Source organism: Flavobacterium sp. SORGH_AS_0622 (assembly GCF_030818825.1).
Lineage (GTDB): Bacteria > Bacteroidota > Bacteroidia > Flavobacteriales > Flavobacteriaceae > Flavobacterium.
This window is the reverse complement of record NZ_JAUTAX010000001.1, coordinates 825,044-840,389: the sequence shown is the minus strand read 5'-3', so window position 1 is coordinate 840,389 and position 15,346 is coordinate 825,044. Positions and strand designations below refer to the sequence as shown.

The 15,346-nt window shown below is 30.1% G+C and carries 15 protein-coding genes and 1 tRNA gene; 8 read left to right on the top strand and 8 right to left on the bottom strand.

Features of this window, described 5'->3' with window-relative positions; translation table 11 throughout:
• Positions 1 to 47: 47 nt before the first annotated feature.
• Positions 48 to 293: a hypothetical protein gene (locus QE431_RS03695; protein WP_057117114.1), complete on the bottom strand. Its 246-nt coding sequence runs from the start codon at positions 291 to 293 to the stop codon at positions 48 to 50.
• 288 nt (positions 294 to 581) lie between these two features.
• Between QE431_RS03695 and QE431_RS03690 the strand changes: the two genes are divergently transcribed.
• Both QE431_RS03690 and QE431_RS03685 read left to right on the top strand, forming a co-directional pair.
• Positions 582 to 1,841, top strand: coding sequence for a putative DNA modification/repair radical SAM protein (locus QE431_RS03690; RefSeq protein ID WP_307292709.1), 1,260 nt, complete (start codon positions 582 to 584; stop codon positions 1,839 to 1,841).
• A 5-nt stretch (positions 1,842 to 1,846) separates the two neighbouring features.
• Positions 1,847 to 2,629, top strand: a complete 783-nt coding sequence (locus QE431_RS03685; RefSeq protein ID WP_307292708.1) for a TIGR03915 family putative DNA repair protein — start codon at positions 1,847 to 1,849, stop codon at positions 2,627 to 2,629.
• Positions 2,630 to 2,635: 6 nt separating this feature from the next.
• On the opposite strand, the gene QE431_RS03680 is transcribed toward QE431_RS03685, so the two are convergent.
• A complete protein-coding gene (locus tag QE431_RS03680) occupies positions 2,636 to 4,102 on the bottom strand; it encodes a glycoside hydrolase family 130 protein (protein ID WP_057117116.1) in 1,467 nt (488 codons plus the stop codon).
• Positions 4,103 to 4,306: 204 nt separating this feature from the next.
• Here QE431_RS03680 and QE431_RS03675 point away from each other — a divergent pair, with 204 nt between their 5' ends.
• Complete coding sequence (locus QE431_RS03675) at positions 4,307 to 4,846, top strand: helix-turn-helix domain-containing protein (protein ID WP_307292707.1); 540 nt, start codon at positions 4,307 to 4,309, stop codon at positions 4,844 to 4,846.
• Between the two features lie 88 nt (positions 4,847 to 4,934).
• Positions 4,935 to 5,873 carry a hypothetical protein gene (locus QE431_RS03670; protein ID WP_307292706.1) on the top strand — a complete coding sequence of 313 codons (939 nt, stop codon included), beginning with the start codon at positions 4,935 to 4,937 and terminating at the stop codon, positions 5,871 to 5,873.
• 28 nt (positions 5,874 to 5,901) lie between these two features.
• On the opposite strand, the gene QE431_RS03665 is transcribed toward QE431_RS03670, so the two are convergent.
• Positions 5,902 to 6,147 carry a hypothetical protein gene (locus QE431_RS03665; protein ID WP_057117118.1) on the bottom strand — a complete coding sequence of 82 codons (246 nt, stop codon included), beginning with the start codon at positions 6,145 to 6,147 and terminating at the stop codon, positions 5,902 to 5,904.
• Between the two features lie 405 nt (positions 6,148 to 6,552).
• Here QE431_RS03665 and QE431_RS03660 point away from each other — a divergent pair, with 405 nt between their 5' ends.
• The 4 genes from QE431_RS03660 to QE431_RS03645 all read left to right on the top strand — a co-directional run bounded on the left by QE431_RS03660 (position 6,553) and on the right by QE431_RS03645 (position 9,513).
• Complete coding sequence (locus tag QE431_RS03660) at positions 6,553 to 7,101, top strand: DUF4494 domain-containing protein (protein WP_057117119.1); 549 nt, start codon at positions 6,553 to 6,555, stop codon at positions 7,099 to 7,101.
• 198 nt (positions 7,102 to 7,299) lie between these two features.
• On the top strand, positions 7,300 to 8,832 hold the full coding sequence (locus QE431_RS03655) for a glycosyltransferase family 39 protein (RefSeq protein ID WP_307292705.1): 1,533 nt from the start codon (positions 7,300 to 7,302) through the stop codon (positions 8,830 to 8,832).
• Positions 8,825 to 9,349, top strand: coding sequence for a DUF4269 domain-containing protein (locus QE431_RS03650; protein ID WP_307292704.1), 525 nt, complete (start codon positions 8,825 to 8,827; stop codon positions 9,347 to 9,349). Before QE431_RS03655 ends, QE431_RS03650 begins: the two co-directional genes overlap by 8 nt.
• 91 nt (positions 9,350 to 9,440) lie before the next feature.
• Positions 9,441 to 9,513: transfer RNA gene (locus QE431_RS03645), tRNA-Met, on the top strand.
• A gap of 88 nt (positions 9,514 to 9,601) precedes the next feature.
• Here the strand turns inward: QE431_RS03645 and QE431_RS03640 are convergent.
• The 5 genes from QE431_RS03640 to QE431_RS03620 form a co-directional block, all read right to left on the bottom strand.
• Complete coding sequence (locus tag QE431_RS03640; protein WP_307292703.1) at positions 9,602 to 10,495, bottom strand: hypothetical protein; 894 nt, start codon at positions 10,493 to 10,495, stop codon at positions 9,602 to 9,604.
• A 483-nt stretch (positions 10,496 to 10,978) separates the two neighbouring features.
• Positions 10,979 to 11,344, bottom strand: coding sequence for a DCC1-like thiol-disulfide oxidoreductase family protein (locus QE431_RS03635; RefSeq protein ID WP_307292702.1), 366 nt, complete (start codon positions 11,342 to 11,344; stop codon positions 10,979 to 10,981).
• A complete protein-coding gene (locus QE431_RS03630) occupies positions 11,341 to 13,707 on the bottom strand; it encodes an outer membrane beta-barrel family protein (protein WP_307292701.1) in 2,367 nt (788 codons plus the stop codon). The genes QE431_RS03635 and QE431_RS03630 overlap by 4 nt, the downstream gene beginning before the upstream one ends.
• On the bottom strand, positions 13,704 to 14,591 hold the full coding sequence (locus QE431_RS03625; RefSeq protein WP_307292700.1) for an HTTM domain-containing protein: 888 nt from the start codon (positions 14,589 to 14,591) through the stop codon (positions 13,704 to 13,706). Before QE431_RS03625 ends, QE431_RS03630 begins: the two co-directional genes overlap by 4 nt.
• On the bottom strand, positions 14,581 to 15,198 hold the full coding sequence (locus QE431_RS03620) for a DUF5819 family protein (protein WP_307292699.1): 618 nt from the start codon (positions 15,196 to 15,198) through the stop codon (positions 14,581 to 14,583). Before QE431_RS03620 ends, QE431_RS03625 begins: the two co-directional genes overlap by 11 nt.
• Positions 15,199 to 15,346 lie beyond the last annotated feature (148 nt).

Here is a 15,346-nt window from a genome sequence, read left to right as displayed (position 1 = left end):
TTCAGAGAAATCTGGAGCTTTTTTTATTCGATTCCTTAACCAACAAATCAAGCAGCTTTTTTTACCCTGCGTTTTTTCTTCTCTAAAAGTTGGAGATTGTTTTCGGCACAAAGAATTTTTTCTGTTGTACCATTTTTTTGAATTTCAATCAAATAATGAAAATCTCTTTCTTTTGAAGCAGATCTTATTATAAGTCCTTTTTTAAAATCCATTTTTCTTTCGATCACTGTTCCCTTATAAGATATTCCACTCAATGCAGTGTAGGTTACATCTTGTCCTTGTATAAATTTCATCGTTTTAGCTATTCGGTTTATTATTCGCTAATACTAGTAAAAATCAATCATTAAGGGGGTTTGATTAATTTTTATACTGTTGCGCAATATAAAGACATTGAAAAAACTGCAGCTGCGTATTTATACCTGTTTTCGGATTATGAATGTTAATTTTTCAGTATAGATATTTACTTATCTGCTCAAAAATTGATACAATTTAGAACAGCTATTTTCGAGTCATTTTTGAGTCAAATGAGTAGTTTTGAAGGTGATAAATTTCATTTCAAACAACAAATAAACAAGATCAAAATGGTACATGAAAGAGTAATGGAGAAATTGGCGATCTTAGCAGATGCAGCCAAATATGATGTTTCTTGTTCTTCAGGTCAGAGCAATCGCAAGAATAAAAACAAAGGATTAGGAGACGCTTCTGCAAATGGAATCTGCCATGCTTTTACCGAAGACGGCCGCTGTGTGGCTCTGCTTAAAATTTTATTGACCAACCATTGCATTTTTGATTGTGCTTATTGTGTCAGCCGAAAAAGTAATGATATAAAACGAGCTGCCTTTACGGTTCAAGAAGTTGTCGATCTTACAATTGGTTTTTATAGAAGAAATTATATCGAAGGATTATTCCTGAGTTCGGGTATTTTTGATAATCCCGATTATACAATGGAACGTCTGGTTAGAATAGCGAAAAAATTACGACTGGAAGAAAATTTTAACGGCTATATTCATTTAAAAGCTATTCCAGGCGCCAGTGACGAATTACTAAAAGAGGCTGGACTTTATGCCGATCGTTTAAGCGTAAATGTAGAAATGCCGACTGAACAAAGTTTGAAACTGCTTGCGCCAGATAAAAATCACATCGATGTAATTAAACCGATGGAATATCTTAAAAATGAAATTGTCGGCTACAAAGAAGAGAAAAAATTAAACTATAAAGCACCGCTTTTTGCGCCTGCCGGACAAAGTACGCAAATGGTTATTGGCGCCACAAAAGAAAATGATCTCGAAATTTTAGGCATGGCCAATTATTTCTACGAAAAAATGAATATGCGCCGCGTTTACTATTCTGGATATGTACCCATAAGCTACGACAATAGGCTTCCTGCAATTGGTACACCAGTACCTATGATTCGGGAAAATCGTTTGTATCAAGCCGATTGGTTAATTCGCTATTACGGATTTAATGTAAATGAAATTGTTGGTTTCGATCAGCCAAATCTGGATCTCGATGTCGATCCGAAATTGGGCTGGGCTTTACGAAATTTAGATCAATTTCCTGTTGATATTAATACCGCAGATTTAGAATTAATTCAGCGTATTCCAGGAATAGGATTTTTGAGCGCTAAGAAAATTGTTGCCGCCCGACAGTTTAAAAAACTCCAGCCGCAAGATTTAAAAAAATTAGGAATTGCTTATAATCGCTCTAAATTTTTTCTAGCATTTGCATCTCCTTTTTACCTGCAGAAAGATTTGACTTCTGTTCAAATAAAAAGTCAGATTTTAAATTTACAAAACAGTAAATACCAAAATAATTTTTCTAATCAGCTGGCTTTATTTTAATTATAATGACACAAGTAATTTATGACGGAAGTTATGAAGGCTGGCTTACAGCTGTTTTTGAAGTTTATGAATATAAGCTCGAAGATGTAATTTTTGCTAAAAAAGAAGTTTCAAATGTTTTACTTTTTTCAAATACTCATTTTGTAACGACAGATAACAATAAAGCTAATCGAGTTTTAAATGGTCTACAAAAAAAACTTTCTGCCAGTGGATTTACGAACCTTTATTATGCTTTTTTATCAGAACTGAATCAGATTGACGAAACCTTATTTCGATTTGTGCAATATGTGTTTTCAAGTTCACAAAACATCGAACAAGATTTTAGCAATAATGATGTTCTCAATGTTAGAAAGGCTACACATTTAACTGGCAAAGAAAGTCATAGAATGAAAGCTTTTGTTCGTTTTAAACTAACTAAGGATGAATTGTATTATGCAATTGTCGAACCCGACTGCAATGTTTTGCCGATTATAGAAAATCATTTTAAAAACCGTTACGCAGACCAGCGCTGGCTGATTTATGATGCAAAACGTAAATATGGCATTTATTATGACCTGCAAAATGTCTCAACTGTCGAATTAACGTTTGATTCGAAAATTTCTTCATCCCAATTTTTAGCTGAAATAGCCGATGAGGATGAAGAATTTTTTCAAAATTTATGGCGCAATTATTTCACAAGCGTTAACATTGAATCGAGAAAGAACACGAAACTTCATATCAAACATATGCCCAAGAGATATTGGAAGAATTTGATAGAGAAAATTCCAGATCTTAAAAATAAGCGCTAAACACTCTTATTTACTATTCTTAAGCGCATCCAGCAATTCGGCCAAATTAACTACACCATAAGTAGAACAATAATCTGATACTGCATAAGGTAGTATTAAACTATCGTTATGAATAATGGCACCGCAGGAATAGACCACATTTGGCACATATCCCTCGCGCTCATCTTCTAATGGAGAAAGCAAAGGTTCTGTAAGTCTTCCTATTTCTTTAGAAGGATCGTCGAGATCAAACAATGAAGCTCCAATACAGTAACGTCTCATTGTACCTACGCCATGCGTAATTACAAGCCAGCCTTCTTCTGTCCACAACGGCGAACCGCAATTTCCAATCTGAGTCAATTCCCACGTATAACGAGGTTCCTGCAAAAGAATTGGCGTATTCCATTGTGTTGCACGATCAGAATACATGATATAATTATTTACACCGTCTATTCTGGCAAGCATGGCATATTTACCTTTAATTTTTCTCGGAAACAAAGCTAGATTTTTATTCTGAGCGCCAACACCATGAAGAGGCATGACTCTAAAACTGTAAAAATCTTCGGTCGAAATAAGTTTCGGCAATATTGTATGTCCGTTATAAGCGGTATAAGTTGCCATTACACGAACAGAATCATCATCGTCTACAAAACGTACAAAACGAGCATCTTCTATTCCTCGGCTTTCAGAATCAGAAATTGGAAAAATTACTCGTTCTGTAATATCAGAATCGTGCTTGAATTGTATGTCATAAAACGAATTCGCCAGCCACAGTATTTCCTGTAATGCGGTTTTTCTTTCTTCACGAATTATAGGATCACTCAAAGCTGTGTTTAGCATATTTTTGAGAATCGCAAATTCAAATTCATCTGGGAGGTCCTGCATAATCTGGGTAATATATTTATCCGTCGTATGCATTTCTGTCAATTTCGTTAAAAATCTTTCCTTATTAAATAAAGTCTTATGTTCGATTTCGGCTTTATCAATATGGTTTCCAATTTTCATAATATGGAGATTATTGTCTCTGTCTAAGATTCCTCTCCTAAAAACAATAGACGAAATATGACCTTCACCAGTTGCACGAAAAGAAATTACGACACGTTTTTCGCCTGCTTCCAAACCTGTTTGGTCAAAATCTTCTACAATTGAAGGATTGAAAATTGCCGCAGATTCAATTGCATATTCCATTGTGCAATATGATCCAATAAGCATTTTTCGATCTAGAGACATGGCCTCATAATCAATTTTCATTTCTTCAATAATAGGTCTTATTCGTTCGCAATGTCTAAAGAAAACTGCAGAGATGTTTCTATGACGTCTCGCAAATTCTCGCAGTGTTTGTTCTAAAGTTTGTAAAACTTGTTTTTCGTCCAACATCATTATCCGAAGTACCATCTGTTGGGTTCGTTCGTACCCGTTCATAAAATATCGGGCGACAACTCTTCTCGAATCTGGTGTAAATTTTATATTTTTTCGGACTACTGATACTCGCATAAGTTTATTTTTGGTTAAAGTAAATCTTTCTTAATACATAACAAGTTAATAATTTTGTTAAAGAAAAACGATTAAATTTTTATTAAACTTTTCTATTTCTGTTATGCGTCGTTAAAAATGTTAAAGGAAAATAAGGAATTAAATCGTCGGTGATCAAAACTTTTTTCTATTTTCGTCAGCAAACTTCCAAAGCAATTTATAAGAATGAAGAATAAAGTCAAAATTTTGAGAGAGGAAAAAAACATGACTCAAAATGAACTTGCCGAAAAATCTGGACTTTCATTGCGAACTATTCAGAGAATTGAAGCAGGAAATATTCTTAAAGGATTTACTTTAAAAACAATTGCGCAGTCTTTAGAAACTGAACCCGAAAATCTAATTGCTACAAAAGAAAATAGAGAAATTGAAAGGGCCAAATTAATTAATCTTTCTGCTTTAAGCGGATTTATTATACCATTCGGAAGTATTATTTTCCCTTTAATTTTAACTTACAAAACCAAAGACTTTAAAAACAGAGAACTTGGAAAACAAATCATCTCCATTCAAATCTTTCCGAGTCTTATACTTTCGTTTTTAATGATCTTGAGTCCGTTCATTCAAAAAGCATTTTCTATAGAATTTCCTCTTTTTCTGGTTCCGTTAATTGTAATTCTCTCCTTAAAATTAGTTGTTGTTATATTAAACGGAATTAGTTTAAACCAAAAACAAAGATTAGCTATTAAACTAAAACACAACTTCTTATAGTTACAGTCATAAAACTGACGTAAAAATGTCGCCTAGTTTTTTCACCAAAATCGGAAACTAAATCCGAATGTTGCAGAAAAAACAAACCATGAAATTATTTAAGAAAATTGCAATTATTAGTGTAACAATTATTGTTTTGTCATTATTGGGAGGATATCTTTACTTTCAAAAGAAATTTACTCCACCAGAAAACTACCTGAATGTTTCTGGAACAGCAGAAAATATTCCGACAAGATGGATTTCTACAAATGAAAACTCACATGCTGCTCTGCTTCTGCCGATTAAATTAAATGGAATTGATAAGACATTTTACATGCAGTTAGATTCAGGTTCGCCAATTACTGTTTTCTACAAAAATTCTTTAGAATCAATTTCCGAAAAATTTCCTAATCGAATTAAAATCGATAATGAAAAAAATAAAATCTCAACAGGTTTTAAAATCGGAAATTTGAATGTTATTTCTTCTGATTTTGAAGTTTTAAATTATGGCAGTAAAATTGACTTTGACAATGCAAATGCCGAAAATATAATTGGAACAATTGGAACAGATTTATTAGAAAAAAGAATAACTGTTTTAGATTTTAAGCATAACAAATGTTCTTTTATCGAAAAAATACAAGAAAATAATTTTATAGATTTTGAATTTAAAAAACGCAAAATCTTGATTCCTGCTAAGGTCGACAATGAAAATTTAAAATTATTGTATGATTCTGGAACAAGCGGTTACGAATTGATTACCACAAAAGAAGCTTGGGAAAAGTACAAGTCCAAAACAAGCGCAATAAAAACTGAAAAAGGAAATTCTTGGGGTAATACTTTGGCTGTGTTCTCTGCTTCTGCCAATAAGAAAATACAATTTGGAAATGCATCCTTACCACTTTCAGAAGTTACTTATATTGAAGGCACATCAAAACTACAAAACTTTTTAATGAAACAATCAGGCATGCAGGGAATGATTGGAAATAAGCTTTTCCTTAATCATACTTTAATTTTAGATTGCAAAAACGAAAAATTTAAGCTGGAATAAAAGTAAAGTTTATTTCAATAAAATAGTTTTAAGAATTGATTTCTATAATTTCTTTGACGTTCTCGATAAAAGCTTCTGTATCTTTAATTTCTTGTTTGATCGTTGAATGATGATCTGATAAATTATATTGTTCTATCATATCTTTTTTCATGTATTTTATCACCGATTCAAGACTTCGAGTATCGTTTTGATTTGCTTTTTTTAATTCACGATGTTTACTTTCGAGATATTTTAGTGTTTCGTTTAATCTTTGAACGTTTAATTTTCCTGTCATTGTATTCCTTAAATTATTAAAAAATAACAGCTAGAAATGTGGCAAAACTCAATATGCCCCAAAAACTAATACCATTCGAATTTACCTCACTCCTAGCCATTATCTTCTCACACTTACGTTCAAATTGACCATTTGGTTTGAGAATGACCTAGTTTTTTTATCAATTTAAAATTAAAGGCAAATAATTTATTGGCTTACAATAATTTAGAATCAAAAATATTTTTGCAATTCTAAAATCCAAAAGAATGAATGTGATTACAAAGTATTTTTCCAAGCAAAAACACAACAATCAGAACATCAAAACATTATAAAAAACCATCCAAAATTGTGAATATCTATTTCAAGTTTTAACTATTTATTTTCATGTAAAATTTATCTTTGACATCCTTAAAAATTTAAAAAGAAATGAGCGCAGTTTGGTACGAATGCAAAGTAAAATATAGAAAAACAGATGAAACTGGAGGACAAAAAGTTTTAACCGAGCCCTATTTGGTTGATGCTTTGTCTTATACAGAAGCTGAAAAAAGAATGACTGAAGAAATGGCCGCCTATACTAGTGAAGAATTTAAAATCACAGCGATCAAAGTGGCAAACTATGCCGAAATTCATCCTTTTGAAAATGCGGACAGATGGTTTAAATCTAAAATCACTTTAATTGCTTATGATGAAGAAAGCGGTAAGGAAAGAAAAACAAGCATGTATATGCTGGTTCAGGCAAATGATGTTCGCGAGGCTTTTGACAACACACTTCATATAATGAAAAATACAATGGGCGAATATTCTATTCCGTCTATTTCAGAAACACCAATTATGGATGTTTTCCCTTATTTCAGTGGTGAAGAAGGCGAAACAGAAATGCTGGAAAGATTCAATACCTTAAAAGCTTCTAAACCTGAAAAAGCAGAAGCCGAAATTGTAGATCACATGGAATTTGAAACAGCAGGAGAGGAATAATTTTTTTAAATTTTCAAAAAAGAAATTCCAAATTCCACAAAAAGAAATTAATCTTTATAAAATAGCTTCAGAGAAATCTGGGGCTTTTTTTATTTCTAAACATTAAAACTCAAACCTTATAACAATCAAAATAAATATTATATTCGCTTTACGTTTGTACTGACAGAAAACCACTTACAACTAAAAACCAAAAACTTCATGACTAAAAAAACACTGATTTTAATTGGGTTTATTATTCTAAAATTTGTTTTGCAGTATGTTCTAATTAGTCCCGAATATGATTTGCAGCGCGACGAATATCTGCATCTGGATCAAGCACATCATTTGGCTTGGGGATATTTATCGGTTCCGCCGGTAACTTCATGGTTTTCGTATATTATTTTCCTTCTAGGGAATTCGTTTTTTTGGATCAAGTTCTTCCCTGCTCTATTTGGTGCGTTAACACTTCTTGTTGTCTGGAAAACTATAGAACTTTTAAAAGGAAATCTTTATGCATTAATTCTCGGAGCACTCGGAATTTTGCTTTCTTGTTTATTGCGCATCAATACGCTTTATCAGCCAAACTCCTTAGACATTTTATGCTGGACTGCGTTTTACTACATTCTAATACAATACATAATTTCAGAAAAACCAAAATGGCTTTATTTTGCAGCAGTTGTGTTTGCTTTTGGTTTTCTAAACAAATACAATATTTTATTTCTCTTACTCGGATTAATTCCTGCCATTTTACTATCAAATCAGCGAAAAATAGTAGCGCAAAAAGAACTTTATTTTAGTTTGATTTTAGGTTTAATTTTAATTCTGCCTAATCTTCTTTGGCAATACAATAATCATTTTCCGATTGTACATCACATGAAAGAATTGGCAGAAACACAATTGGTAAATGTTGATCGTATCGGATTTTTGAAAGAACAAATTCTATTTTTTATCGGCTCTTTGTTTGTCATTCTTGGTGCACTTTATGCATTATTGGTTTACAAACCTTTTAAGAAATACCAACTCTTTTTTGGAGCTTTTATTTTTACTCTTCTAATTTTTATCTACTTCAAAGCAAAAGCTTATTATGCAATTGGTTTATATCCAATTTATATTGCTTTTGGTGCTGTTTTTTTATCTGAAATTTTAAATAATGGATGGAAACGTTTTTTAAAACCTGTTTTTATTCTCATTCCATTATTACTTTTTATTCCAATGTATAATATTGCTTTTCCAAACAAAAGTCCAGAATATATAGTGGAGCATCCAGAAAAGTACAAAAAGCTGGGAATGCTACGCTGGGAAGACGGAAAAGACCATCATCTGCCTCAGGATTTTGCTGATATGCTGGGCTGGAAAGAATTGGCCAGAAAAACTGATTCAATTTACGATTTAATGCCCAACAAAAAAGAAACTATTGTGCTTTGCGATAATTACGGACAAGCTGGAGCGATTAATTTTTATTCTAAAAAAGGAATTAAAGCCGTTTCTTTCAACGCTGATTATCTGAATTGGTTTGATCTTGATATTCAGTACAAAAACCTCATTCGTGTAAAGGATTATGACGAAAATAATGAAGAACTTAAAGAAACGAGTCCGTATTTTGAAACGGCTGCAATTGGTGGTCAAATAACAAATCGATATGCGAGAGAATACGGAACTACAATTTTTGTTTTCATGAATGCAAAAATCAATATAAATAAGAGGCTGGAACAGGAAATCAACGAAGAAAAAAGCGATATTATAAATGATTGATTTCAAGGACATATCTTATTTAAAAACAGGAAACCCAAAACAGCAAGCCGCATTTCATATTTTAAATCAACATAAAGTTTTAGAAAATCTTGCTGACTTTGACCCTATTTTAGTGGGCACAATTCCAATAAATATCAATATTGAAAATAGTGATTTAGATATTCTCTGTTATTGGAAAAACAAATCTGAATTTATGGAGAAAATTAAAGATTTGTTCCAAAATGAAAGCAATTTTGCGATTCGAGAAAATCTCATTAACGAGCAAGAATCTGTTATTGCGAATTTCTTTATTGACGCTTTTGAAATCGAAATTTTCGGGCAAAATACTCCAACAGAACTTCAAAACGGATACAGACATATAGTTATTGAAGACCAAATTCTTCGTTCTAAAGGCGAAAACTCCCGATTAGAAATCATTAAACTAAAAGAAAAAGGAATAAAAACCGAACCTGCATTTGGCTTGCTACTTGGCTTAACAGGAAATGTTTACGAGGAATTATTAGATTTTAAAATCTAACAAAAGCCCTGATTTTGAAAAATTATACTAAATAAAGTACAAAAATTATTTGCATAACCGTATTTAGTGTGTATCTTTGCACCCGAAACATCGCGGGATAGAGCAGTAGGCAGCTCGTCGGGCTCATAACCCGAAGGTCACAGGTTCGAGTCCTGTTCCCGCTACAAGGTAAAAGCTTCAGAGAAATCTGGAGCTTTTTTTGTTTATATTTGTTTTTTTTAAGAATAAATTTCAAAATGCACCTCTATCATTTTATTTAACAATTCTTGCTAAAATGTAATACGAACTTTCAACTTTTTCTCCATACTCTTCATCAGGAAACCACTTATTCTTTACAGAGTTCAAAAAATTAATATATTCTTCCTTGTATTCTTCTGGCTGTACATCAGTTATTTTTGTAATAATTCCATCTTTAGAAATTGTACAATACGCTTTAAAATTATAAGTAGATCCACTAGGTCGTTTTCCTGTAAACTTAAAATTGGTTGCAACATACTGATCCCAATTTCCGTCTTTAAACTTAAAATATTTATGATTTCGTTCAGCAATATTTATGTACTTCTGTTTATTTTCATCGCTTTTATTTCTAGATATTAATTGATTTTTATTACCCGAATCAGCGTCATTGAGAGCAATAGCATCTTCAACAGAAATAGAAACACCATTATTACCCCCACTTATTTCTTTATCCCACTCTCTTTTAAGCAATTCAGAATCTACTTTGTTTTTGTAGACCATTTTATTTAAGATCTCATCATTAATTTTTAAAGATTTCTCATTTTTCTTAAAATCTATTAGCGATAAATCCGATTTAATTTCTTTCGTTTTATTATTTACCTTATTTATTTCTACTACTAAACCTTTGACCTCAGAATTAACTTTAAATCCCTGAATGGTCAAAAAATTAACGTTGTTGATTTTATTGTTTTTTGCAATAAAAACTTCTACAGTTTGAAAATCTCTAGATTTTATCTCCCCGATAAATTTAGTACAAGCTATGCCTCCAACATTTTTTGTTTCTTTAGTTTCAACTATTTCAGTAAATACATTTTTTGATGATGGATGATATTTAGATAAATCATAATCAATTTCATTTTTAGTGAAACTTATTTTAAATAAATTATCATTTCGTAAAAGATCAAACAAATACGATTTATCGTAAATTATAAAAAAATCTTTTGGATTTGATTTGCATATAAAAACAGAACATCCACTTTTATTAATTAAATATTTTACTTCATAATCGAAATTCAAATATGAATCTGTCTCAAAAGATTTAAATGAAGTAAGAAATATAATTATCGATATTAAAAAAAAGTTTTTCATTTTTAGCTTTGAAATTTGAATTAGTTAATTTCAAAAATAGGTAATTTATTTATTTTAGCTAATCATAAAACAAATAGTAAAATCAAAGTTAAGCCACATTATTAGCACAAGCAACTTCATAAAAATCCTTCATAATCTGGTTAGATAATTGAATGCTTCCCGCTACAAGGTAAAAGTAAAAGCCTGAGAAATCTAGATTTCTCAGGCTTTTTTTATGATTCGAAAAATATTGTTTTATTTTTTTGTTCAATTTCAAAAGGTTAGAATTCCAAAATCTTATATCACTAACTTTGAAACACCACCTTAGATTTCACAACTTTCAGAATCGCAATGCAATGGAATAATCATTCGTTTTAATGCCAATTCTGTGTAAAGATATTGCCCTAATCCTGAAATTTTTAATCCCCAAAAAAAAGGTAAAAAAAACCACAGAAGAGGTATTCTAACAAAAATTAAGAACAATGAAATGTATCCATAATTCCATCCTTTTGTATAAGATGCCATTTGCTGTTTTGCCAAATTTACATTAATTTCATTGAATTGATTAATATGGCTTTCATTTCTTAACTCCCTGAAATCAATTAATTTCAGCCAATCTACTTTCTTAATTATATTAGCAAATTTTGAACAATGCGGGCACCAATTGTCATAGAAAATAATTAGTTTCATCTTAGTCTTGACTTTATTTCGTTAGTTAATTCATCCTCTGGACTGTTCTCTTTTTTTATACCGCTGTAAAATTTGTAAACCAAACTCAATCTTATCCATCTGGTATCAAAAGTTTGTTTTATATTGGATGTTACTCCTTCTACAATTGAGTTGTTTATTACCTTGTAAGTTTTAAACACATCATTACCCACAATCGATGCAATGAGCCTTTCCTTAAAAAAAGTATTGCTAATACCTATATTAACTGTGAAAATCCTGTCCGTTTTATAAGGTCCTTGAATAAATGGGGATATATATTCTGACGTGATTTCTAATTTGTATTTTTTTGGCAGCTTAAATTGGTTTATAGTAGTAATTTGATTGGATATGATTGAACTATTTATGTTAAAGCTATTACTGTCGGATTTAATAGTTTCATAAAATAACTGCCCATTAAAATTAAAATTCCACCAGTCTGTAAAATCAAAAGATAAATTTGAGTTAATAGAAAAAAAATGTCCTTTTTTTATATTTATAGGACTTAAAACTGTAATAAGAGTAGTATTATTTTGAATTGGTGCTTGATAAATTTGGTTTTGGTTGTATGAATAATCTGCACCGAATATAAACTTCTCTTTTAAAATATACTGAAATTGTAACTGATGGGAAATGTACGGAACAAGGTTAGGGTTTCCTAGTAATTTTGTGTATGGGTCAACATAATACTGAAATGGCATTAAATTTCTGAAACTCGGTCTATTAATTCTTTTACTATAAGACAAATTGAAATTGCTAATAGTACTGTAATTATATTCAGCATTTATAAAAGGAAAAAAATTAATCCTGTTAGTACTAAGCTCATAATCTTCTTTTTGATCCATACCGTTTGAAATGCTTTTCTCTATTCTTGACCCAAATGTAAAATCGATTTTTTTTATTTTTCTGTAGTATTGTATATAGGCTCCTAATATCCATTCATTGAATTTATAGGCATTTGATTTTACCGTATCTGAAGTTTTTATGTTGTTTTTTATATTGTAAAAATTATTACTATTATCTATTTTTTGAAAAACTGACTTGGCACCTAACTCAATCCTTGAAATTGAGTCAATCTTATATTGATTATCTATTTGTGATAAAAATAAACTTATATTATTTGGAGACTTATTTATTAGGTCAGGATAAGTGTAATTTGAAGGACTGGAATGAGCAGCTAATTTTGATTGATTATTAATGTGATATGATATATAATTTGATTTTACTGTAGTTTCCCAGACAGTTCCTGTAATGTTATAATTGACCCCAATAGTAAAATCCTTGAGGGAATTATTACTTTGTTGTTTTGAAACTAAAGTGGAATCTGTTTGGATTGATTTTGGGTAAAAACTTAAGCTTGTACTTTGTCCAATGTCTTCCCTATACAATGATATTGTAGACAACACTATTAAGTTTGACTTTCTAAAATAATGTTCAAACTGAGTATCAAATGTACTTGTTCGGCCTGAAATTTTCGCATAGGTTCTTTGACTAGTGTTATTATCGGTAAATATTCTTTCTGTTGCAGCTTTCTCAAAATCTGTGTTGTCTGAATGGGTGTAGTGAACTAAATATCTATTTTGTTTTGTATTATACTGTAATTTAATTCCATCATTTTCTTTAAAATATTTACCTTGAGTAGCATTAAAAAAAACACCCGTATAAAATCCTTCTCTTTTTATTTTTTTTGTTTTAATATTTATTATCCCCCCATTACCCGCAGCATCATATTTTGAAGAAGGCGATGAATTAATCTCTACGTTACTGATATCACTAGCTGAAATTGTTTTTAAATATTCAGACAACTCATTTCCTGACAAATATGATATCTGACCATCTATTTGAATTTGAATATTTTCTTTACCCTTAATTTTGAATGCATTACTCACTACATTATATGTTACACCTGGCATTTTACTTAACATTTCGAATGCAGAGCCACTTGACATAATACTGCTGTTTTCTACATTTACAACAAGCACTCCAGATTTGTTTTGTATGATTGGTTTTTTTAGAGTTAAAACAACTTCCTGTAAATTATTAACTTTATTTATTTTTATTGTGTCATTGATTAAATCCCTTTTTAAATTGATAATATCGCACTGCCTTTCGTTTTCAAATAATAAACAACGTCTATAGTTACCAGCTTCTAAATATCTAAAATTAAACTTATTATTTATAGTTGCCTCCGAATACACTTTTGTACTGTCATTTTCATTTATTAACAAAATAATATATCCTTTATCGTAGGCATTGTCATTAACTACGTTTCCATTGTAGGTTATATTTTGAGAATAACTATTTGTTAGAAAAAGCATTACAAATAATATTTTGAATATTTTATTCATGCCGGAAGAAAGTTTAACTTAAATTTTAATTTTAAGAAATTATACTCTTCATCGGTCAAGAATATAGCATAACACGCTATCATAATAATTGAAAAATTATCTATTCTCATTAGAAAAAATATTCCTAAATGAAAAAGAACACCTAAAAGAAGCATTATTTTCTTTGTCCTTTTTGTCCAGACTAGAAAAGGAAACATAAACTGAAAAAAAATTGTAAACCAAGTCAAAAACATTACCAGCCACACTGGTTTTGTTATGTAAGAATTTAAAAAACTTCCTGAAAAATCTTCTGAATTTAAAATATAATATATCGCTGTACCATTTTGCCAGACCTCTGCTGATATTTTATGCAATGCAGCAAAGAAATAAATAATACAAATTTGAAACATAATTGCAAATGAAAAGATCCGTGAAGTTAAATCAAATAAGTCCCTATATCTACTTTTAACTTTTTGAGAAAATTTCTCATAACTATCAACTAAACTGTAAGAATCTACAAATAGCAAAAAAGGAAGTAAAACAGAAATAACATCATCTCCGCTATCAATTAAATAAATATTACATATTTTAAAGATAAAGAGAATAAAGAAAATCAAAAGTGTTGATATTTTTTTTAAAATTCCCAAAGTAAAAAATAAACTAAAAACAATCCCCATTACACAGAAAATTTTCACATTCCTTTCAATAGTAAAATCTATATATAACCAGTTTAGCTTATAAAATTTAATTATATCTAAATACGTTTCGAATGAAACTATACCTTCGTTTCCGAATAAAAACTTTCTGTTAAAAAAATAATTTATAAAATCTTTTAAAAGGACTATACCAAACGTTACCCTTAAAATCGTTGTGCCGATTTTTTTGTCATAAGGTTTAATTATCATATTTAATTTGTTTTGAAGTTAAAAATATCCCTTTGACGGTAAGATAACTTTTTTCATTTTTGAGTTCAGAAAATTCAATGTTGTTCAAAGGGTCATCAACCAGATACAAGTTCACATATACCGAATCATTTGGTGTTAATTTTGTTACAAATAAATTTTGCTTTTGCAAAACTATTTTGGAATAATTCAGTATAGATTGCAAACCGTGAGATTTTTGCAAAAGCTCTTTATTTAAAGGGTTTTCAGCTTTTTTGATTAAAATGTCATTGTAACAAGAATTGAAGTATTTTAATATTCTTTGGTCTAAGGAAAAAAAACTTTTGAAATTATTTTCCATTACTTTCTGATGAATATTTATTGGCTCTGTCGAATCTTTTTTTGTATAAAACTGAACTGCAATATATTGACTTCCCCGTGGTGGATTTGGTGCAAACATCCCCCAATTTTGCTCTAAAAAGGGATTAATATAATGTTCGTTAATCTTATCTATTAATTTTAACTTAAATACAGTCCAATTTTGTTGATTGCACTGAGTTAATAAAACCAAAGCAAAGTGTATCGATAAAAAAACTATTAATAAAATGCATAATCCTTTTTTTTGTGCCATACTATTTTGTTTTAAAGATTTGAAGAACCCCCAGTGTTCTTTTTTAAGTTTGTAAAATTATTATAGTTATAATATATTATTTTATCCTTTGCATATAAGGGAAATAGAATATTTATACTCTTGCTTTAACAAAATTAAGGAGTTGATT

Coding starts and splice junctions, on each gene's coding strand:
- QE431_RS03695 (WP_057117114.1), bottom strand. CDS start 293: ATGAAATTTATACAAGGACAAGATGTAACCTACACTGCATTGAGTGGA.
- QE431_RS03690 (WP_307292709.1), top strand. CDS start 582: ATGGTACATGAAAGAGTAATGGAGAAATTGGCGATCTTAGCAGATGCA.
- QE431_RS03685 (WP_307292708.1), top strand. CDS start 1,847: ATGACACAAGTAATTTATGACGGAAGTTATGAAGGCTGGCTTACAGCT.
- QE431_RS03680 (WP_057117116.1), bottom strand. CDS start 4,102: ATGCGAGTATCAGTAGTCCGAAAAAATATAAAATTTACACCAGATTCG.
- QE431_RS03675 (WP_307292707.1), top strand. CDS start 4,307: ATGAAGAATAAAGTCAAAATTTTGAGAGAGGAAAAAAACATGACTCAA.
- QE431_RS03670 (WP_307292706.1), top strand. CDS start 4,935: ATGAAATTATTTAAGAAAATTGCAATTATTAGTGTAACAATTATTGTT.
- QE431_RS03665 (WP_057117118.1), bottom strand. CDS start 6,147: ATGACAGGAAAATTAAACGTTCAAAGATTAAACGAAACACTAAAATAT.
- QE431_RS03660 (WP_057117119.1), top strand. CDS start 6,553: ATGAGCGCAGTTTGGTACGAATGCAAAGTAAAATATAGAAAAACAGAT.
- QE431_RS03655 (WP_307292705.1), top strand. CDS start 7,300: ATGACTAAAAAAACACTGATTTTAATTGGGTTTATTATTCTAAAATTT.
- QE431_RS03650 (WP_307292704.1), top strand. CDS start 8,825: ATGATTGATTTCAAGGACATATCTTATTTAAAAACAGGAAACCCAAAA.
- QE431_RS03635 (WP_307292702.1), bottom strand. CDS start 11,344: ATGAAACTAATTATTTTCTATGACAATTGGTGCCCGCATTGTTCAAAA.
- QE431_RS03630 (WP_307292701.1), bottom strand. CDS start 13,707: ATGAATAAAATATTCAAAATATTATTTGTAATGCTTTTTCTAACAAAT.
- QE431_RS03625 (WP_307292700.1), bottom strand. CDS start 14,591: ATGATAATTAAACCTTATGACAAAAAAATCGGCACAACGATTTTAAGG.
- QE431_RS03620 (WP_307292699.1), bottom strand. CDS start 15,198: ATGGCACAAAAAAAAGGATTATGCATTTTATTAATAGTTTTTTTATCG.